This window comes from Streptomyces sp. NPDC104381 (genome assembly GCF_055583745.1).
In genome coordinates this window covers 279,392-298,166 of sequence record NZ_JBVJNK010000008.1, presented here as the reverse complement: position 1 = coordinate 298,166, position 18,775 = coordinate 279,392, and the positions used below count along the sequence as shown (strand labels likewise).

Genomic DNA, 18,775 nt, shown 5'->3' with positions numbered 1-18,775 from the left:
AGCTAGCACCTCATGCCTGGAGTGTGACGAGCAGGCGCTGGAGCGCGTTCCCCAGGCCCCAGCGTGCCGCCAGGGCTTCCAGCGCCGCCGGATCGCGCGGTTCGCGGGGGAGGGCGGGGGTGAAGTCGGGCAGCGGCACGTCGTCGGCGACCCGGACGACCTTCGGGGCCACCGCCACGTAGTCCCGGGCCTCGACCAGCCGCTTGCGCTGGGACGGGGTGAGCCGGGCGGCGGGATCGTCCACCGCGGCCATGATCCCGGCCAGGTCGCCGAAGGCGTCCAGCAGCTTCGCCGCCGTCTTCTCGCCGATGCCGGGCACCCCGGGCAGCCCGTCGCTCGGATCGCCGCGCAGCAGGGCCAGATCGACGTATCCGCGGCCGTCCACGCCGTACTTCTCACGCAGCCACGCCTCGTCCGTGACCTGGAGCGTGCCCACGCCCTTGAGGGGGTAGAGCACCCGCACCCCGCGGGCGTCGTCGACCAGCTGGTACAGATCGCGGTCCCCGGTCACGATGTCCACCGGTCCGGTGGCCCGCCCCGCCAGGGTGCCGATCACGTCGTCCGCCTCGTACGGGGCGACGCCCACCCGGGCGATCCCGAGCGCGTCCAGGACCGCCTCGATCACCGGGACCTGCGGGGAGAGGGTGTCGGGCACCTCCTCCTCGTCGGGGACGCCGTCGGCGGTCTCCGCGGCCACCCGGTGCGCCTTGTAGGTCGGGATGAGGTCGACCCGCCACTGCGGGCGCCAGTCCGCGTCCATGCAGGCGACCAGGTCGTCCGGCCGGTGGTCCTGCACCAGCCGGGCGATGAAGTCGAGCAGCCCGCGCACGGCGTTGACCGGGGTGCCGTCCGGTGCGCGCACCGAGTCCGGGACGCCGAAATAGGCGCGGAAGTAGAGGGAGGCGGTGTCGAGGAGCATCAGGCGTCGCGTCACACCCCGATGATGCCGCAACCGCCGCGGAGGGCGGGCGGCGGTGACGCGCGAGGCGCGCGGTTCCCGTGACAGCGGTTTCCTCGGAGTGATCTGAATCACACATGTGTTTGGTCAGCGTAAGCGGGGGCAGGCGCGGCACCGGAGCGGACCACGTCCATTTTTCAACAAGTGAGCGTGCTCTGCGGGCCGAATCCGCACCGCTCCACGGTCTGTCGAAGGGGGTGGCAGACCGTTTTCGGTTCAACGCGTGAGGTGTATGTGTCAAGGCTGCAAGCTGAGCACTTGTACAAAGTGTTCGGCAGACGACCCGATCAAGCCGTGCAGAAGCTCGAGGGCGGCACGCACCGCGACGAGCTGCGCGCCGACGGAACGACCGCAGCGGTGATCGACGCCTCGTTCACCGTGGAACCGGGCCAGATCTTCGTCGTCATGGGGCTCTCCGGTTCGGGGAAGTCCACATTGCTGCGGATGCTCAACGGGCTGCTGGAGCCCACCGCCGGACGGGTGCTGTTCGACGGGGAGGACCTGACCGCCCTGAGCCCCCGTGACCTGCGCAACGTCCGCTCCACCAAGATCAGCATGGTCTTCCAGCACTTCGCGCTCTTCCCCCACAGGAGCGTGCTGGAGAACGCGGCGTACGGCCTGGAGGTCCAGGGCGTCCCGCGTGCCGAGCGCCTCTCGCGCGCCGCCGAGGCCCTCGAGCTGACCGGCCTCGCCGGCTGGGAGGAGTCCTGGCCCGACGAGCTGTCCGGCGGCATGCAGCAGCGTGTGGGCCTGGCCCGCGCGCTCGCCACCGACGCCGACCTGCTGCTGATGGACGAGTCCTTCAGCGCGCTCGACCCGCTGATCCGGCGCGACATGCAGGACCAGCTCCTCGAACTGCAGAAGCGGCTGAAGAAGACGATCGTCTTCATCACCCACGACCTCAACGAGGCCATGCGCCTCGGCGACCGCATCGCCGTGATGCGGGACGGCGAGATCGTCCAGCAGGGCACCGCCGAGGACATCCTCGTACGGCCGTCCAACGACTACGTCGCCTCCTTCATCCAGGACGTCGACCGCTCCCGGGTGCTCACCGTCGGCTCGATCATGGAGGAGCCCGCCAAGGGCCGCTCCGACGCCGAGCTGAAGGCCGAGGCGCCCGCCACGGTGCCGGCCGAGACGCCCATCGCCGAGCTCTTCACCCCGTGCTCCACCAGCGGTGCGGCCGTGGCCGTCACCGATGAGGGCGGCAAGGTCATAGGCATCGTCCCGCGCACCAGGCTGCTCGCCGCGCTCGGCGAGGAACCGCAGGTCGACAGCGGCGCCGACGGCCAGGTCCCTGCCCCGCGCGAGGTCAAGAAGGTGATCGCCGGTGCCTAGGCTCTCCTTCGGCGCGTGGGTCGAGGACGCGGTCGACTGGCTCCAGTCGCACCTCACCTGGATCTTCGACTTCATCAAGACCGTCCTCGGCGGGATGTACGACGGCGTCAACGCCGTGCTGGGCGGCGGCGAGCCGTTGCTGATGGCCGGGATCTTCGCGGTCATCGCGTTCTGGCTGCGCGGGGTGATCCCCGCCGTGCTCACCTTCGTGGGCTTCGCGCTCATCGACTCCCTCGCCCTCTGGGACGAGGCGATGGCGACGCTCTCGCTGGTCGTCGTGGCCGCGGTCATCACCATCGTGATCGCCGTGCCCATGGGTATCTGGGCGGCGCGCAACAGCCGGGTCAGCGCCACGCTGCGGCCGGTGCTCGACGTCATGCAGACGATGCCGGCGTTCGTCTACCTGATCCCCGGCGTCATGTTCTTCGGCGTCGGCGTCACCCCCGGTGTGATCGCCACGATCGTCTTCGCGATGCCGCCCGGCGTCCGGATGACCGAGCTCGGCATCCGCCAGGTCGACGGCGAACTGGTCGAGGCCGCCGAGGCCTTCGGCACCACGCCCAAGCACACCCTCACCCGGGTGCAGCTGCCGCTCGCCCTGCCGACGATCATGGCCGGGATCAACCAGGTCATCATGCTGGCCCTGTCGATGGTCGTCATCGGCGGTATGGCCGGCGCCGGCGGCCTCGGCGAGAAGGTGTACGCCGCGATCACCCAGCTCCAGGTCGGCCTCGCCGCCGAGAGCGGGATCGCCGTCGTCATCCTCGCCATGTACCTGGACCGGATGACCGGCGCGCTCAACGAGCGGGTCTCCCCGCTCGGCCGCCGCGCCGCCGCCAAGGTCGCCGCCGGTGCGCGGAGGCTCAAGTTCACGCACTACAAGCCGGGGACCGCCGTCGCCATGATCGGTGTCGTCGTCCTCGCGCTCGTCGCGGGCGGCCTCAACATCGCCGGTTCCGACGACTCGAAGGCCGGCCAGGCCGACAGCGCGAACGTCGGCCAGGGCCAGAAGATCAACATGGGGTACATCCCCTGGGACGAGGGCATCGCCTCCACGTACCTGTGGAAGGAGATCCTGGAGCAGCGCGGTTTCGAGACCGGGATGACCCAGCTCGACGCCGGCCCGCTCTACTCCGGTGTCGCCCGCGGCGACATCGACTTCCAGACGGACTCCTGGCTGCCGACCACGCACAAGGACTACTGGGACAAGTACAGCGACCAGCTGGACGACCTGGGCTCCTGGTACGGGCCGACCTCGCTGGAGCTGACGGTTCCCTCGTACGTCAAGGGCATCGACTCGCTCGAGGACCTCAAGGGCCAGGGCAAGAAGTTCGACGGCAAGATCATCGGCATCGAGGCCAGTGCCGGGATGATGGGCACGCTCAACAAGAAGGTGCTCAAGGAGTACGGTCTGGAGGGCGAGTACAAGGTCGTCTCCTCCAGCACCTCGTCGATGCTGGCCGAGCTGAACGCCTCCATCAAGAAGAAGGAGCCCGTCGTGGTGACCCTGTGGTCGCCGCACTGGGCCTACGGCAAGCACGACCTGAAGAAGCTCAAGGACCCGAAGGGCGCCTGGGGCAAGGGCGAAGAGGTCCACACCGTCGCCCACAAGGGCTTCGCCAAGAAGTCGCCCACCGTCGCCAAGTGGCTCAAGGACTTCAAGCTCACCGAGAAGCAGCTCACGAGCCTGGAGAACGAGATCCAGAACGCGGGCCAGGGCAAGGAGCAGGACGGCGTCCGCACCTGGCTGAAGGCCAACCCCGGTCTCGTCGACAAGCTGGCCCCGGTGCCGGGCGGCGCGGGTGGCGCGAAGCAGGGCAAGGACGCGGGCAAGACCGTCAACATGGCGTACTTCCCGTGGGACGAGGCCATCGCCACCACGTACCTCTGGCAGAACATGCTGGAGGACCGGGGGTACAAGACCTCGGTCAAGCAGCTCGACCCGGGACCGCTCTACACGGGTCTCGCGCAGGGACAGCTCGACGTCCAGTTCGACTCCTGGCTGCCGACCACGCACAAGGAGTACTGGGACCGGTACAAGGAGAACCTCACCGATCTCGGCGGCTGGTACGGGCCGACCTCGCTGGAACTGACGGTCCCCTCGTACGTCAAGGGCATCGACTCGCTCGAGGACCTCAAGGGCCAGGGCAAGAAGTTCAACGGCAAGATCATCGGCATCGAGTCGAGCGCCGGGATGATGGGCATCCTCAACAAGAAGGTGCTCAAGGACTACGGCCTGGAGGGCGAGTACAAGGTCGTCTCCTCCAGCACCTCGTCGATGCTGGCCGAGCTCAGCGCCTCCATCAAGAAGAAGGAGCCGGTCGTGGTGACCCTGTGGTCGCCGCACCTGGCGTACGGCAAGTTCGACCTGAAGAAGCTCAAGGACCCGAAGGGTTCGTGGGGCAAGGGCGAGCAGATCCACACCGTCGCCAAGAAGGACTTCGCCAAGGACTTCCCGGAGCTGACCGGCTGGCTGAAGGACTTCAAGCTGAGCGACGCGCAGCTCGGCTCGCTCGAGGTGGAGATCGAGAAGGGCGGCAGCGGCCACGAGAAGGAGTCCGCCCGCCGCTGGATGGACGCCAACCCGGACGTGGTGGAGAAGCTGGCGCCCGTCGGCAGCTGACCCGCCCGTCGAGCACCCCGTCACGGTGAAGGGGACGGCCCCGGTAGCGAACCGGAGCCGTCCCCTTCAGGCTGGTCAGGAGGGGATCTCCGAAGGTTTCCCGTCCGCTTCCGTCCGCCGGCTCGCCCTCCGTCCCCCAAACGACATGCGTAGGGTGCTGGCAACCGGGAGGATGGCGATCCGGGGAGGGAGCCGGACATGGACGAGAAGGAAGCACTTCGAGTGGGTGCGGCGGTCCGCCGACGCCGCAGGACCCTGGGACTCACCCTGGCCGCGGTGGCCGGGCGCAGCGGACTGTCCGTACCGTTCCTCAGCCAGATCGAGAACGAACGGGCCAGACCCAGCCCCCGGTCCCTGCACCGGGTGGCCGAGGCGCTGGAGACCACGACCGAGCGGCTGCGGGCCGCGGCGGACTCGGCGCGCGCCGTGGACGTCGTACGGGCGGACGACGAGGACGGCGTACGCAGACTGGTGCGCGGACGGCACCAGCTCAGCGCGCTGGAGTTCATCGGCGAGCAGGACCTCGGGCGCGAGTTCCAGCACCGCAACGACGAGGTGATGTACGTCGTGGAGGGCGCCGTCGAGGTGGAGGCGGAGGGCCGGGCGCACCGGCTGGGCCGGGGCGACACGCTCTTCCTCTCCGGCGGGGTCAGACACCGGTGGCGGGCGACCGTCCCGGCCACCCGGCTGCTGGTCGTCTCCGTCGCCGAACACATCGACGCGACGTACGACTCGCGGCGCTGACCGGGGTGCCGATGCGCGTCGTCTCCCTCGTCCCGTCGCTCACCGAGGCCGTCGCCGTCACGGCGCCGGGTCTGCTCGTCGGCGTCACCGACTGGTGCACGCACCCCGCCGGGCTGACCGCCGCGCGTGTCGGCGGCACCAAGAACCCCGACACCGCTGCGGTGGCGGCCCTGCGCCCCGACCTCGTCCTCGCCAACGAGGAGGAGAACCGGGAGCCCGACCTGGCCGCGCTCCGGGACGCCGGGCTGGACGTCCTGGTCACCGAGGTCCGCACCCTGGACCAGGCCTTCGCCGAGCTGGAACGGGTCCTCACCGCCTGCGGGCAGGCCCGGCCTCGCTGGCTGGAGGAGTCCCGGGCCGCCTGGGAGGCACTGCCGCCCGCGCCCTCACCCCGGCCGGCGATCGTCCCGGTCTGGCGCAGACCCTGGATGGTGCTGGGCCGCGACACCTTCGCCGGCGATCTGCTGGCGCGCCTCGGGGTGCACAACGTGTACGCGGGCCACCCCGAGCGCTACCCCCGCATCCCCCTGGACGAGCTGAACGCCTCCGGCGCCGAGCTGGTCGTCCTGCCCGACGAGCCGTACCGCTTCACCGCCACCGACGGGCCCGAGGCCTTCCCCGGGCTGCCCGCCGCCCTCGTCGACGGGCGTCACCTCACGTGGTACGGACCGTCACTGGCCGAAGCGGCCGGGGCCCTGCGAGCAGCGCTCCGCTGAACAGCCCGCCCAGCGTCCGTACGCCCGCGAACGCCCAGGCCGTCACCAGCAGCGCGTAGAGCGCCGCGGCCAGCCAGGTGAACGCGTCGAGCCCGGTGTGCCGGGCCAGTCCCGCCGCGCCCGTGACACACGTACCGACCGGGAAGGTGAACCCCCACCACGTCATCGTGAATCCCATGCCGCGCCGCATCGCGCGCACCACCATCGCGGCGGACAGGGCCAGCCACAGCAGGGCGAACCCCATCACCGGCACCCCGTACAGCACGGCGAACGCGCCGAAGGCCGAGGCGTACGGCGCCGCGGCCGCCCCCGGTGCCACATCGGCCAGCTGGTTCACGGCGGTCGTGGACTGGCCCAGCGGCCCGAGCACCAGGAACAGCGTGGGGGTCAGTGCGAGCGGCAGCGGACCGTGGTGGACCAGCCGTCCGAAGACCAGCGGGACCACCACCAGCGTCGCCAGCAGGGACAGCCCGAACATCGCGTAACAGGCCAGCAGCAGCGCCTCGCGCCCCTGGCCGGGCGCCAGCTCGGGCACCAGCAGGGGCCCGACCGCCGCGGAGACCATAGGGGCGACCAGGGGCAGCAGCCAGACCGGCGACGCGGTGCCCGGCGCGAGCCGGTGGCGTACGACCATGAGGTACGGGATCGCCACGGCGGCGGCGAGCCCCGCGACCGTGCCCGCCGTGAACAGCACCGTGTCGACGGCCACGGCGGCCGGATGCCCGATGACGTCCTGGCCCGCGACGAGGGTGCCCGCGCCCACGGCGAGCAGCGCCATGGACAGACAGCCGTGGAACGGGGCGACGGCGGGGTCCAGGAGGTCGGCGCGGGCCCGGTCCCGGTGCAGGACCCAGTGCCCGGCACGGGCCGTCAGCACGACGGCCAGCAGCACCGCGGACAGGCCCCACACCACGACACAGACGGTCCGCAGACCCGGCACGGCCACCGGCAGCGCGGCGCCCGCGGTCGCGACGATGGCGGTCCCCATCACCGTCGCGTACCAGTTGGGGCCGAGATGCCGCAGGGACGGGAGCCGGTGGGGAGGGGTGGCGGAGGCGGGCGCCCCGGTCTTGGTCTGCGGAAAGATGGCCATGCCACGATTCTCGACGGGCGGACCGCCGCCCACCAGGGAGCGCGCGGCTATGAGGTCATAGGCTGGGGTTATGACCAGTTCCGTGCCGCCGCGCTCCTCCCTGCCCCACCGGGTTCCCGACCTGGGGGCCATGGTGCTGCTCCTCGCGGTCGCGCGGCACGGGAGCCTGGGCCGCGCGGCGCGGGACGTCGGCATCAGCCAGCCCGCCGCCTCCAGCCGCATCCGCTCGATGGAGCGGCAGCTCGGTGTCGCGCTCCTGGACCGCTCACCGCGCGGATCCCGGCTCACCGACGCGGGCGCCCTCGTCACCGACTGGGCGCGCAGGGTCGTCGAGGCGGCCGAGGCGTTCGACGCGGGGGCCCAGGCGCTGCGGGACCGGCGGGACTCACGGCTGCGGGTCGCCGCGAGCATGACCATCGCGGAGTACCTGCTGCCGGGCTGGCTGATCGCGCTGCGCGCGGAGCGGCCGGACACCGCCGTGTCCCTGCTCGCGGGCAACTCCGCGGCGGTCGCCCTGCGGCTGCTGGCCGGTGAGGCGGATCTGGGCTTCGTCGAGGGGCTCTCGATACCGGAGGGGCTGGACGGCACCGTCATCGCGCACGACCGGCTGGTCGTGGTGGTCGCCCCCTCCCACCCGTGGGCGCGCCGGGCCACGCTGACCCCGGGGGAGCTCGCCGGGGCGCCCCTGATCCTGCGGGAGCACGGTTCGGGCACCCGGCAGGTCCTGGACGCGGCGCTCGCCGTGCACGGCGGACTGGCGCGCCCCCTGCTCGAACTCTCCTCGACCACCGCGGTGAAGGGGGCCGCGGAGAGCGGGGCCGGCCCCTGCGTGCTGAGCGAACTCGCGCTGGGCGAGGAGCTCTCCGCGCGGCGGCTGGTCAAGGTCCCGGTCTCGGGTGTCCGGCTGCGCCGTCAGCTGCGCGCGGTCTGGCCCGCCGGCCACCGGCCCACGGGCCCGGCGCGTGACCTCCTCTCGCTGACGGCCCGCGAGACCTGAGGGCGCAGCGGGACCGGGCGGCCGACCGCCCGCGAGACCTGACGGCCCGGGGGACCTTGCGGCGCGTCGGGGCCGGGCCGGGCGACCGGAGACCGACGGCCCGCGAGACCTGACGGCCCGTGCGGTGCGGGGGCCCGCTCCGGTTGGCCCCGGCCTCAGGTGGTGGGGACGGACGCCCCGGCCGTGGCCGCCGCCACCAGGGCCCGCATGATCCGCAGGTCGTCGCCCATCTCCGGGTGCCACTGGACCCCGAGCACCCACTGCGCGCCGGGCAGTTCGATCGCCTCGACCGTGCCGTCCGCCGCGTACGCCGAGGCCACCAGACCCGGCGCGAGCCGGTCCACGGCCTGGTGGTGGTACGTCGGCACGGACGCCTCCTCCGGCACCAGCGAGCCGTACAGCGTCCCCGGGACCGGCGTCACCGTGTGCTCGCCGAGGACCCCCGCCTTGCCGAACGGGCCCGCGTGACCGTCCAGATGCTGGGTCAGCGTGCCGCCCAGCGCCACGTTGAGCAGCTGCATGCCGCGGCAGATTCCCAGCACCGGGGTGCCGGCCTCCCGCGCAGCCCGCAGCAGGGCCACCTCCCAGGTGTCGCGCTCGTGCGCCGGCGGACCCGTCCTGAAGTCGCGCTCCGCGCCGTACAGCCCGGGGTCCACGTCGGCGCCGCCCGCGATCACGAGGCCGTCCACCCGGGCCACCGCGGCCCGCGCCCTGGCCGGGTCGTCGGGCGGAAGCAGCGCGGCGAGCCCGCCGGAACGCTGGACCAGGGCGGGATAGGCGGAGGGGAGCACCGCCGCGGGGAGTTCCCAGACGCCCCAGCGAGCCGCCGGCTCCAGATAGGTCGTGACGCCGATCAGCGGTTCGTGCATGGTGCGGTCCCTCCGGCGGCCGGTCTGCGGGCCGGCCCGGTGCAATGGTGTTACGTCATACCTTTGTTCGTACGGAGCCGTCACGCAAGAGCAGTGATCCGGAAGGGCGGGTTCAAGCCAGGAAGCCCCGGAGGAGCGCGGCCGTCCCCGCACAGTGCTCGCGCATCACCGCCCGCGCGCCCTCCTCGTCCCCGTCGAGCACCGCGGCGACGAGCGCCGTGTGCTGGTGCTGCGAGTGTTCGAGGTTCCGTACGAGCAGGGGGATGCAGTCCAGCAGGTCGTTGACGCGGGCGCGCACGGACGCGTACCGGGCCGCGAGGGAGGGCGAGCCGGAGAGCTCGGCGAGCGTCAGATGGAAAAGGGTGTCGATCCTGCGGTAGTCGGGCAGAGGTGCCTCGTGTGTCGCCGCCAGAGCCGTACGCAGCCGGTCCGCGCCCTCGTCGCCGAGGCCGCGCGCCGCGCAGAGCCCGGCCGCCCCCGACTCCAGGACCTCGCGGAAGAGCAGGACGTCCTCGATGTCGACGTCCGCCACCCGGCGGCGCAGCTCGTCACCGGCGTCCGGGCCCGGATCCCGGGGAAGCACGAACGTACCGCCGTGCCGGCCGCGTCTCGCCTCGATCAGGCCCTGGTCCTGAAGGACCCTCAGCACCTCGCGCAGCGTCACCCGGCTGATGCCGAGCAGCCCGGCCAGCTCGCGCTCCGCCGGGAGCCGCCCGCCGCCGGGCACCAGGCCGAGCCGGACCACCTGGAGGATCTGCTCCAGCGCCTCCTCGAAGCCGTTGCCCGCGCGCACCGGCCGCAGGGCGGCCAGCAGCCGCCCGGAGTGCCCGGGCTCCCCGGTCCCTTCCGCCACGTCCCGATTCCCTTCCCCCCAATGGTTTTCCCCCATACCTTAGGCCGACCGGCAAGCCTCCGGCCGACCGAACGAGGAGTATTCCGTGGCAGACCGCACACCCCCGCTGGGGACCGACGAGCTGCGCGTGCTGGTGGAGCGCGGTGAGGTCGACACCGTCGTCCTCGCCTTCACCGACATGCAGGGCAGACTGCAGGGAAAACGGTTCGCGGCGTCCTTCTTCCTCGACGAGGTGCTGGAACACGGCACCGAGGGCTGCAACTACCTGCTCGCCGTCGACACGGACATGAACACCGTCGACGGGTTCGCCATGTCGTCCTGGTCCAACGGTTACGGCGACTTCGCGATGCGCCCCGACCTCACGACCCTGCGCCGGATCCCCTGGCACGAGGGGACGGTCCTGGTCATGGCCGACCTCTCCTGGGAGGACGGCTCGCCGGTCGTCGCCGCGCCCCGCCAGATCCTCCGGCACCAGCTGGAGCGGCTCGCCGCCCACGGGCTGACCGCCCACGTCGGCACGGAACTCGAGTTCATCGTCTTCAAGGACACCTACGAGCAGGCCTGGGACCGCGGCTACCGCGGCCTCACCCCCGCCAACCAGTACAACGTCGACTACTCGGTCCTCGGCACCGGCCGCGTCGAACCGCTGCTGCGCCGCATCCGCAACGAGATGGCGGCCGCCGGGCTCACCGTCGAGTCCGCCAAGGGCGAGTGCAACCCCGGCCAGCACGAGATCGTCTTCCGCTACGACGAGGCCCTCGTCACCTGCGACCAGCACGCCGTCTACAAGACCGGCTCCAAGGAGATCGCCGCCCAGGAAGGCGTCGCGCTCACCTTCATGGCCAAGTTCAACGAGCGCGAGGGCAACTCCTGCCACATCCATCTCTCGCTCCAGGACGCCGGGGGCCGCAGCGTGATGGCGGGGGAGGGCGGCTCGATGTCCCCCGTGATGCGGCACTTCCTCGCCGGCCAGCTCGCCGCCCTGCGCGACTTCTCCCTGCTGTACGCGCCGAACATCAACTCCTACAAGCGGTTCCAGCCCGGTTCCTTCGCCCCGACCGCCGTCGCCTGGGGCCACGACAACCGCACCTGCGCCCTGCGCGTGGTCGGACACGGCCGCTCGATGCGCTTCGAGAACCGGCTGCCGGGCGGCGACGTCAACCCGTACCTGGCGGTCGCCGGACTCGTCGCCGCGGGCCTGCACGGCATCGAGAACGAGCTGGAACTCCCCGACCCCTGCGAGGGCAACGCCTACACCGCCGGATACGACCAGGTCCCCACCACGCTCCGCGAGGCCGCCGCCCTCTGGGAGGACAGCGAGGTGGCCCGGGAAGCCTTCGGCGACGACGTCGTCGCGCACTACCGCAACATGGCGCGCGTCGAACTGGAGGCCTTCGACGCCGCCGTGACCGACTGGGAGCTCCGCCGCTCCTTCGAACGCCTCTGAGGAGCCCCGTGATCCACGAGCACCGCGTCCTGAACCCGGCCACCGAAGAGCTCGTCGCCACCGTCCCCGCCACCACCGCCGACGAGGTCGCCGCCGCCGTCACCCGCGCCACGGCCGCCCAGCGCACCTGGGCCGCCCTGGCCCCCGCCGACCGCGCCCGGCTGCTGCGCCGCTTCGCCGTCCTCGTCGACGAACACGTCGAACCGCTCGCCCGGCTGGAGGTCACCGAAGCCGGACACACCCTGGGCAACGCCCGCTGGGAGGCCGCCAACGTCCGGGACCTCCTGGACTACGCCGCCGGGGGAGTGGAGCGCCTGACGGGACGCCAGATCCCCGTACCCGGCGGGATCGACGTCACCTTCCTCGAACCGCTGGGCGTCGTCGGGGTGATCGCCCCCTGGAACTTCCCCATGCCCATCGCCGCCTGGGGCGCCGCCCCCGCCCTCGCCGCGGGCAACGCCGTCCTCCTCAAACCGGCCGAGACCACCCCGCTCACCGCCCTCCGGCTGGCTCGGCTCGCCCTCGACGCCGGCCTCCCCGAACACCTCTTCCAGGTGCTGCCCGGCGCCGGCGACGTGGCGGGCCACGCCCTCGTCGAACACCCCGGCGTGGCCAAGATCGTCTTCACCGGGTCGACCCGCGTCGGCAAGCAGATCATGGCCGGATGCGCGGACCGGGTGAAGCGGCTGACCCTCGAACTCGGCGGCAAGAGCCCCAACATCGTCTTCGCCGACGCCGACATCGAGGCCGCGGCGGCCGCCGCACCCATGTCCTTCCTGGACAACGCCGGCCAGGACTGCTGCGCCCGCACCCGCATCCTGGTCCAGCGGTCCGCGTACGACCGCTTCCTGGAGCACCTCGTCCCCGCCGTCGCCTCCGTCGTCGTGGGTGACCCGTCGGACGAGGAGACGGAGATGGGTCCGCTGATCTCGCGGGCCCAGCTGGAGCGCGTACGGACACTCGTCCCGGGGGACGCGGACGGCATCCGGGGCAGCGCGCCCGGCGGCCCCGGCTTCTGGTTCCCCCCTACCGTCCTCACCGGGATCGCCCCGGACGCACCCGTCGCCACCGAGGAGGTCTTCGGCCCGGTCGCCGTCGTCCTGCCCTTCGAGGACGAGGACGACGCCGTACGGCTGGCCAACGCCACCGACCACGGGCTGGCCGGTTCGATCTGGACCCGTGACGTGGGCCGTGCCCTGCGGGTCTCCCAGGGGGTCCGGGCCGGGAACCTGTCCGTCAACTCCCACTCCGCCGTCCGCTACTGGACCCCGTTCGGCGGGTACCGGCAGTCCGGGCTCGGCCGCGAACTGGGGCCCGACGCCCTCGCGGCCTTCACCGAAACCAAGAACGTCTTCATCGGCACGGAGGCCTGAACAGACATGACGACCGACTCCGGGAACATCTGCCGCCGCCTGACCGGCCGCACCGCCGTCATCACCGGTGCCGGCAGCGGCATCGGCCTCGCCACCGCCCGCAGGCTCGCCTCGGAAGGGGCGAGCGTCGTCTGCGGCGACATCGACGCGAGCGCGGGGAAGGCCGCCGCGAAGGAGGTGGACGGAACCTTCGTGCCCGTCGACGTCACCGACCCCGACCAGGTCGAGGCGCTCTTCGCCACGGCGTACGCCACCTACGGATCCGTGGACATCGCCTTCAACAACGCCGGCATCTCCCCGCCCGACGACGACTCCATCCTCACGACCGGCATCGAGGCGTGGAAACGCGTCCAGGACGTCAACCTCACGTCCGTCTACCTCTGCTGCAAGGCCGCCCTCCCCTACATGCGGCGCCAGGGCCGCGGCTCGATCATCAACACCGCGTCCTTCGTGGCCCGCATGGGCGCGGCGACCTCCCAGATCTCGTACACCGCGTCCAAGGGCGGAGTCCTCGCCCTGTCCCGTGAACTCGGGGTGCAGTTCGCCCGCGAGGGGATCCGGGTCAACGCCCTGTGCCCCGGTCCGGTCAACACCCCGCTGCTCCAGGAGCTGTTCGCCAAGGACCCGGAGCGGGCGGCCCGCAGGCTCGTCCACATCCCGCTCGGCCGGTTCGCCGAGGCGACGGAGATCGCCGCAGCCGTCGCCTTCCTGGCGAGCGACGACTCCTCGTTCGTCAACGCCACCGACTTCCTCGTCGACGGCGGGATCTCGGGGGCGTACGTGACCCCGCTCGACTGAGGCTCCCCGGAGTGGTGGCACGACCCCGGTCGGCGCCACCACCGGCGGCGGTGTGGGCAGCACCGTGGGCGCCCTGACACGCCCTAGAGGAAGGTGCGGCCCTCACCGCGGTACGTCGGCACGGTCGCCGTGATCCGGTCGCCCTCGATCAGCCGCAGCTCGTCGAAGCGCTCGCACAGCTCACCCGCCTTGGCGTGCCGGAACCACACCTTGTCGCCGATCAGCAGATCGTCCGCGGGGGAGCCGAGCAGCGGGGTCTGGACCTCGCCCGGGCCCTCCTGCGGGTCGTAGCGCAGCCCCTCGGGCAGATACGGCACCGGCAGCCGGTCCGGACCCGCCGCCCCGGACGCCGGATAGCCGCCGCCGAGCACCGTCACCACGCCCACGCCGGGCCGCCGCACCACGGGCTGGGCGAACAGCGCCGCCGGACGGCCCCTGAACGAGGTGTAGTTGTCGAACAGCCTCGGTACGTAGAGCCCGGAACCCGCCGCGATCTCCGTCACCGCGGTCTCGGCCGCGGTGTGCTGCACACTGCCGGTGCCGCCGCCGTTCACGAACTCCAGGCCGGGCGCCACCGCGCGGACCGCCCGTACGACCTCCGCGCGCCGGGCCGCCAGCTCCTTGCGGGCCGTCGCCTGCATCAGCCGGATCGCGCGCGAGCGCAGCGGCCGCCCGGCCACCGAGTCGCCCACGCCCGCGACATGGCCCTCGTACGCCATCAGGCCCACCAGCCGGAACCCCGGCCTGCGGTCCACCGAGCGGGCCAGCTCGGCCAGTTGGGCGGGGGAGCGGAGCGGGGAGCGCAGGGCGCCGATCCTGACCCGGCCGCCGAGCAGCCGCAGCGAGGTGTCCAGCTCCAGGCAGACCCGGATCTCCTCGGTGCCGCCCGCGCGCGCCGCGTCGATCAGCTCCAGCTGGGCGTGATCGTCCACCATCACCGTCACGGCCGCCGCGAGCTTGGGATCGGCCGCCAACTCGGCGTACGCGGCACGGTCGGCCGACGGATAGGCCAGCAGTACGTCGTCGAAACCGGCGCGGGCCAGCCAGAGCGACTCCGCGAGCGTGAACGACATGATCCCCGCGAACCCCGGCCGTGCGAGCACCCGCTCCAGCAGGGCGCGGCAGCGCACCGATTTGCTCGCCACCCGGATCGGCTTCCCGCCGGCCCGGCGCACCAGGTCGTCGGCGTTGGCGTCGAAGGCCTCCAGGTCGACGACGGCCACCGGGGCGTCGAGATGGGCGGTGGCGCGGTCGTAGCGGCTCCGGTCAGCGGCGCGGGCAGTCATGGGCGCAGCTTGCCAGACGTCCGTACCACTGGGTAGGGGACGTTCGGTGCAGATCGTCACGCACCCTCCGTCCCGTTCCCACGGGGCGCCGTCCACCCCGTAGAGTGACCGTCACACGATCGACCGACGGGCCGGTGCGCAACGGTGGTCCGTGGGCGGTGCGGGGACGTGGACCAGGGGGACGGATGAGTACCGAAGCGCAGCGCGCTCCCGTGCCACCCCGTCCGACGACCCCGCCCGCCGTCCGGGGCAGCGCCGCCACACCACCGCCTCCACGCCCGGAGCCGGATCCGCGGAGTGCGCCCGGCGCGTCCGCCCCGCAGACCCCGAACGCCCCACAGACCTCGGGGGCCGTCCCCGCCCCGCAGACCCCGAGCGCTCCACGCGCCCCACAGGCCCCGGGGGCCGTCCCCGCCCCTCCGGCCACGGGCGCCGCCCAGGCGCCGCGCGCCCCCCGCCCGGAGGCCGCCCCGCCCGTGCCCGGTGGGCCTCCCGTGCCGCCCGTGGAGACCACCACCCGGCTCCGCCCCGTCCCGCCCGCGCCGCCCGCCAGCCCCGGGCCGCCGCCCCCGCCCGCCGCCACCCGGCGCAGGCCCGTCGGCGCGGTGGACCTCACCCCGCGCCCCGGCGCGACCCCGGCCCCGCCCGGCGCCTACTACGCGTACGCCGAGACGCCCGCCGAGACCACCACCCGGCTCCGCCCAGTGAAGGCCCGCAACCCCGGCAGGACCGTGGCGGCCGCCGTCTGCGCCGTGCTCGGCCTCGGCCTCATCGGCGGCGCGGCCACCGGCAGTTGGCTCACCGGCGACTCCGCCGCCGAGCCGGGCGACGCGAGCGTGTACACCGTGGGCCGCTCCGCCTGGCACAGCACACCCGTCGACACCCTCTTCCCGCGCACGCTCAAGGGCGACGGCGCGGGGCCCGGAGCCACCGACCGCGTCTGGACCAGGGTCGCCGTCGCGAGCGACAGCGGCTGCGCGGCGGGCCTGGACCCCCTGCTGCTCAAGACGCTCGGCCCGGTCGGCTGCGAACGCCTGGTGCGCGCCACCTACACCGACGCCACCCGCAGCAGCGTCACCACCGTCGGCATGGTCTTCACCGAGGCCGACACCGAGGCGATGGGCGCGCTCGACACCCGCTTCACCACCCAGCACCTCGCCGACCGCTCCGACCTGATGCCCCGCGCCTACCCGGTCAAGGGCACCGTCGCGGCCGGTTTCGGCGACCCGCAGCGCGCCAGCTGGACGGTCCACGTCCTGACCGAGCTGCCCGTCGTCGTGTTCGCCGTCTCCGGCTTCGCAGACGGCCGCGAGGTCACCGAGCCGCAGCCCGCCGCCTCGGCCATGGCCGCCGACGCCACGACCGCCCCCGCCCAGGCGGGACTCGGCCACGAGGCGAAGGGCATCGCCGACCGGGTGGAGCGCACCCTGCGCAGGACCGTCACCGACCTCACGGAGAAGCCGGCATGACCCGTCCCCGCCGGCTCCGGGCGCTCGCCGCCGTGGCCACGGCCACCGCCTTCGCGCTGCTGCCCGCCGTCCCCGCCCGGGCGGACGCCATCCGCGACCAGCAGTGGGGTCTGGAGGCCCTGCACACCGGCAAGGCATGGCAGACCACCAAGGGCAAGGGCATCACGGTCGCGGTCCTGGACACCGGGGTCGACGACGACCACCCCGACCTCGCCGGCCAGGTGCTCCCCGGCAAGGACCTCATCGGCTTCGGCGCCGGGCCCGGCGACCGCTCCTGGGCCCTGCACGGCACCGCGATGGCCGGCATCATCGCCGGCCGAGGGAACGGCCCGGGACAGGGCGACGGCGTCCTCGGCGTCGCCCCGGAAGCCAAGATCCTTCCCGTACGGGTGATCCTGGAGTCCGGCGACCCGTCGCGCGGCAAGGCCCGCGAGTCCCGCGGCGCCGCCCTCGCCGACGGCATCCGCTGGGCGGCCGACCAGGGCGCCGACGTCATCAACCTCTCGCTCGGCGACGACAGCGAGTCGGCCCACCCGGAGCCCGGCGAGGACGCCGCCGTGCAGTACGCCCTCGGCAAGGGCGTCTCCGTCGTCGCCTCCGCCGGCAACAGCGGCGAGAAGGGCGACCGGATCTCCTACCCGGCCGCCTACCCCGGAGTGATCGCCGTCGCGGCGGTCGACAAGTACGGCACGCACGCCGCGTTCTCCACCCGCCGCTGGTACGCCACGGTCAGCGCGCCCGGCGTCGACATCGTCGTGGCCAACCCCGACCAGCACTACTACATCGAGTGGGGCACCTCCGCCGCCTCCGCGTTCGTCTCCGGGGCCGTGGCCCTCGTACGCGCCGCGCACCCGGGGCTCTCCCCGGCGCAGGTCAAGACCCTGCTCGCGGACACCGCCGGCGACGCCCCCCCGGGCGGCCGCGACGACTCCAGGGGCTACGGTCTCGTCGATCCCGCCGCGGCGATCGAGGCCGGGGCGAAGCTGCGCCCCGACGACCTGAGCGCACAGTCCGCCAGGGCCGGCTACCGCGAGGAGTACTTCGGCCCGGGCCCCGATCCCCGCGGCGACGACGGAGGCCCGGCCGGCTGGCTGGCCCCCTCGGCGGGCGGCCTCGGCGCCGTGCTCCTCGCCCTGGCGGTGGTGCTCTGGCGCGGCAGGAACCCCGGCGCCGGGAAGCCCGGAGGCCGGCGCCCCGGCGGCCCGTACACCGGAGGGAACCCGCCCGCCCCCGGCTACAGCCCGTTCCCCACCGGCCCCCGGCGCTGAGCGGAGGCCGCCTGCCCAGGGCCCGGCCTCAGTCCGACCCGCCCGCCGCGTCCGTCACACCGACCGCCGCCTTCGCCACGGACTCCACGAGGTCGATGCCCGCCTCCTTCGTCGCGTGCCCGCGCGACAGCACCGCCACCAGCACGGTGTGCCCGCCGCTCCGTACCCGCCCGATGCTGTTGACGTCCCACAGCCCGGTCGTCGTCCGGGGCATCCAGCCGTTCTTCAGCACGGCGTCGGTGCCCGCGGCCGAGACCCCCCACCGCTGGTCCGCCTCGACCTGACCCATCAGCCCCGTCAGATACGCCCGCGAGGTCTCCGACAGCACCGAGTCGTCCCCGGACACCGCCTCCAGCAGCCGCACCTGGTCGGCGGCCGTGGTCTGGGTCAGCCCCCACGCGTGGGCGGCCTCCGTCCCGGTCAGCCCCAGCCGTACGTTGGCCGCGTCGAGGCCCTCCTCCCCGCCGACCACCTTGAGCAGCTCGGTGGCCGAGGTGTTGTCGCTGCGCCGGATCATGGCCTCCGCGTACGCCAGTTCGGCGCCGTTCAGCTCCCGGTCCTCGTCCTGCGCCCGGAGGAGCAGCGCCGCCAGGATGTCCACCTTGACGACGCTGGCGGCGTCGTACGTCCCGTCCCCGTACGCCGCGGTCGCGCCGCTCTCCGTGTCCAGCACGGCCACCGACACATCGGCGCCGTCCGCCAGGGGCGCCAGCGCGTCGGCCAGCTCCGCGTCGAGATCCACCTCGGGCTCCTCGCTCCGGCCCGTCGTGGGCGACGGGCTCGACGCGGACGATACGGCGGCGACGGCCGCGGACGCGTCATCCGTCGAGTGACCCACCAGATACGCACCTCCCGCGGCCGAACCGGCCAGCAGCACGACGGCGGCGGCGACGAGGCCGGACGGCGCGGACCTGCGCGTTCTGTGACGGGGCATGGCCCGGAC

Annotated in this window: 16 protein-coding genes; 10 read left to right on the top strand and 6 right to left on the bottom strand. The window is 73.1% G+C overall.

The features are described 5' to 3' along the window. Positions 1–10 precede the first annotated feature (10 nt). Positions 11–919 (bottom strand): 5'-3' exonuclease, encoded by a 909-nt coding sequence (locus tag ACZ607_RS28045; RefSeq protein WP_469739368.1) that lies wholly within the window; start codon positions 917–919, stop codon positions 11–13. A 273-nt stretch (positions 920–1,192) separates the two neighbouring features. On the opposite strand from ACZ607_RS28045, the gene ACZ607_RS28040 reads away from it, so the two are divergent. The 4 genes from ACZ607_RS28040 to ACZ607_RS28025 all read left to right on the top strand — a co-directional run bounded on the left by ACZ607_RS28040 (position 1,193) and on the right by ACZ607_RS28025 (position 6,379). Next, positions 1,193–2,296 carry a quaternary amine ABC transporter ATP-binding protein gene (locus ACZ607_RS28040; protein ID WP_469738983.1) on the top strand — a complete coding sequence of 368 codons (1,104 nt, stop codon included), beginning with the start codon at positions 1,193–1,195 and terminating at the stop codon, positions 2,294–2,296. Continuing rightward, positions 2,289–4,919, top strand: coding sequence for an ABC transporter permease/substrate binding protein (locus ACZ607_RS28035; protein ID WP_469738981.1), 2,631 nt, complete (start codon positions 2,289–2,291; stop codon positions 4,917–4,919). Before ACZ607_RS28040 ends, ACZ607_RS28035 begins: the two co-directional genes overlap by 8 nt. Before the next feature lie 198 nt (positions 4,920–5,117). Further along, complete coding sequence (locus ACZ607_RS28030; protein WP_124279640.1) at positions 5,118–5,663, top strand: helix-turn-helix domain-containing protein; 546 nt, start codon at positions 5,118–5,120, stop codon at positions 5,661–5,663. A gap of 11 nt (positions 5,664–5,674) precedes the next feature. Further along, a complete protein-coding gene (locus ACZ607_RS28025) occupies positions 5,675–6,379 on the top strand; it encodes a helical backbone metal receptor (protein WP_469738979.1) in 705 nt (234 codons plus the stop codon). Here ACZ607_RS28025 and ACZ607_RS28020 read toward each other — a convergent pair. Then, the gene (locus ACZ607_RS28020; protein WP_469738977.1) at positions 6,318–7,472 is read right to left on the bottom strand and encodes a TDT family transporter; all 1,155 of its coding nucleotides are present in this window, start codon (positions 7,470–7,472) and stop codon (positions 6,318–6,320) included. The two genes, ACZ607_RS28025 and ACZ607_RS28020, sit on opposite strands and share 62 nt — an antisense overlap. A 70-nt stretch (positions 7,473–7,542) precedes the next feature. On the opposite strand from ACZ607_RS28020, the gene ACZ607_RS28015 reads away from it, so the two are divergent. After that, positions 7,543–8,469, top strand: coding sequence for a LysR family transcriptional regulator (locus ACZ607_RS28015; protein ID WP_469738975.1), 927 nt, complete (start codon positions 7,543–7,545; stop codon positions 8,467–8,469). Between the two features lie 155 nt (positions 8,470–8,624). On the opposite strand, the gene ACZ607_RS28010 is transcribed toward ACZ607_RS28015, so the two are convergent. Together ACZ607_RS28010 and ACZ607_RS28005 are read right to left on the bottom strand one after the other, a co-directional pair. Then, positions 8,625–9,338 carry a gamma-glutamyl-gamma-aminobutyrate hydrolase family protein gene (locus tag ACZ607_RS28010; RefSeq protein ID WP_469738973.1) on the bottom strand — a complete coding sequence of 238 codons (714 nt, stop codon included), beginning with the start codon at positions 9,336–9,338 and terminating at the stop codon, positions 8,625–8,627. 112 nt (positions 9,339–9,450) lie between these two features. Further along, positions 9,451–10,191, bottom strand: coding sequence for a FadR/GntR family transcriptional regulator (locus ACZ607_RS28005; protein ID WP_469738971.1), 741 nt, complete (start codon positions 10,189–10,191; stop codon positions 9,451–9,453). Positions 10,192–10,276: 85 nt separating this feature from the next. On the opposite strand from ACZ607_RS28005, the gene ACZ607_RS28000 reads away from it, so the two are divergent. From ACZ607_RS28000 to ACZ607_RS27990, 3 genes are read left to right on the top strand one after another with little or no spacing between them, the layout of a single operon-like run. After that, a complete protein-coding gene (locus tag ACZ607_RS28000; protein WP_469738969.1) occupies positions 10,277–11,638 on the top strand; it encodes a glutamine synthetase family protein in 1,362 nt (453 codons plus the stop codon). Positions 11,639–11,646: 8 nt separating this feature from the next. After that, the gene (locus ACZ607_RS27995) at positions 11,647–13,011 is read left to right on the top strand and encodes an aldehyde dehydrogenase family protein (RefSeq protein ID WP_469738967.1); all 1,365 of its coding nucleotides are present in this window, start codon (positions 11,647–11,649) and stop codon (positions 13,009–13,011) included. A 6-nt stretch (positions 13,012–13,017) separates the two neighbouring features. Then, positions 13,018–13,809 carry a 3-oxoacyl-ACP reductase gene (locus tag ACZ607_RS27990; RefSeq protein ID WP_469738965.1) on the top strand — a complete coding sequence of 264 codons (792 nt, stop codon included), beginning with the start codon at positions 13,018–13,020 and terminating at the stop codon, positions 13,807–13,809. An 83-nt stretch (positions 13,810–13,892) separates the two neighbouring features. Here ACZ607_RS27990 and ACZ607_RS27985 read toward each other — a convergent pair whose 3' ends face one another. Then, the gene (locus ACZ607_RS27985) at positions 13,893–15,095 is read right to left on the bottom strand and encodes an amino acid deaminase/aldolase (protein ID WP_469738963.1); all 1,203 of its coding nucleotides are present in this window, start codon (positions 15,093–15,095) and stop codon (positions 13,893–13,895) included. Positions 15,096–15,700: 605 nt separating this feature from the next. On the opposite strand from ACZ607_RS27985, the gene ACZ607_RS27980 reads away from it, so the two are divergent. Beyond that, on the top strand, positions 15,701–16,564 hold the full coding sequence (locus ACZ607_RS27980; protein WP_469739366.1) for a hypothetical protein: 864 nt from the start codon (positions 15,701–15,703) through the stop codon (positions 16,562–16,564). Beyond that, on the top strand, positions 16,561–17,832 hold the full coding sequence (mycP, locus tag ACZ607_RS27975; protein WP_469738961.1) for a type VII secretion-associated serine protease mycosin: 1,272 nt from the start codon (positions 16,561–16,563) through the stop codon (positions 17,830–17,832). Before ACZ607_RS27980 ends, mycP begins: the two co-directional genes overlap by 4 nt. Before the next feature lie 28 nt (positions 17,833–17,860). On the opposite strand, the gene ACZ607_RS27970 is transcribed toward mycP, so the two are convergent. Then, entirely contained in the window at positions 17,861–18,766 is a 906-nt protein-coding gene (locus tag ACZ607_RS27970) for a serine hydrolase (RefSeq protein ID WP_469738959.1), read from the bottom strand. Positions 18,767–18,775 lie beyond the last annotated feature (9 nt).

What these genes read in the sequence shown, in the direction of transcription:
- ACZ607_RS28010 (WP_469738973.1), bottom strand. Translation starts at nt 9,338, where the DNA reads ATGCACGAACCGCTGATCGGCGTCACGACCTATCTGGAGCCGGCGGCT.
- ACZ607_RS27970 (WP_469738959.1), bottom strand. Translation starts at nt 18,766, where the DNA reads ATGCCCCGTCACAGAACGCGCAGGTCCGCGCCGTCCGGCCTCGTCGCC.
- ACZ607_RS28025 (WP_469738979.1), top strand. Translation starts at nt 5,675, where the DNA reads ATGCGCGTCGTCTCCCTCGTCCCGTCGCTCACCGAGGCCGTCGCCGTC.
- ACZ607_RS27990 (WP_469738965.1), top strand. Translation starts at nt 13,018, where the DNA reads ATGACGACCGACTCCGGGAACATCTGCCGCCGCCTGACCGGCCGCACC.
- mycP (WP_469738961.1), top strand. Translation starts at nt 16,561, where the DNA reads ATGACCCGTCCCCGCCGGCTCCGGGCGCTCGCCGCCGTGGCCACGGCC.
- ACZ607_RS28020 (WP_469738977.1), bottom strand. Translation starts at nt 7,472, where the DNA reads ATGGCCATCTTTCCGCAGACCAAGACCGGGGCGCCCGCCTCCGCCACC.
- ACZ607_RS28030 (WP_124279640.1), top strand. Translation starts at nt 5,118, where the DNA reads ATGGACGAGAAGGAAGCACTTCGAGTGGGTGCGGCGGTCCGCCGACGC.
- ACZ607_RS28045 (WP_469739368.1), bottom strand. Translation starts at nt 919, where the DNA reads ATGCTCCTCGACACCGCCTCCCTCTACTTCCGCGCCTATTTCGGCGTC.
- ACZ607_RS27985 (WP_469738963.1), bottom strand. Translation starts at nt 15,095, where the DNA reads ATGACTGCCCGCGCCGCTGACCGGAGCCGCTACGACCGCGCCACCGCC.
- ACZ607_RS28015 (WP_469738975.1), top strand. Translation starts at nt 7,543, where the DNA reads ATGACCAGTTCCGTGCCGCCGCGCTCCTCCCTGCCCCACCGGGTTCCC.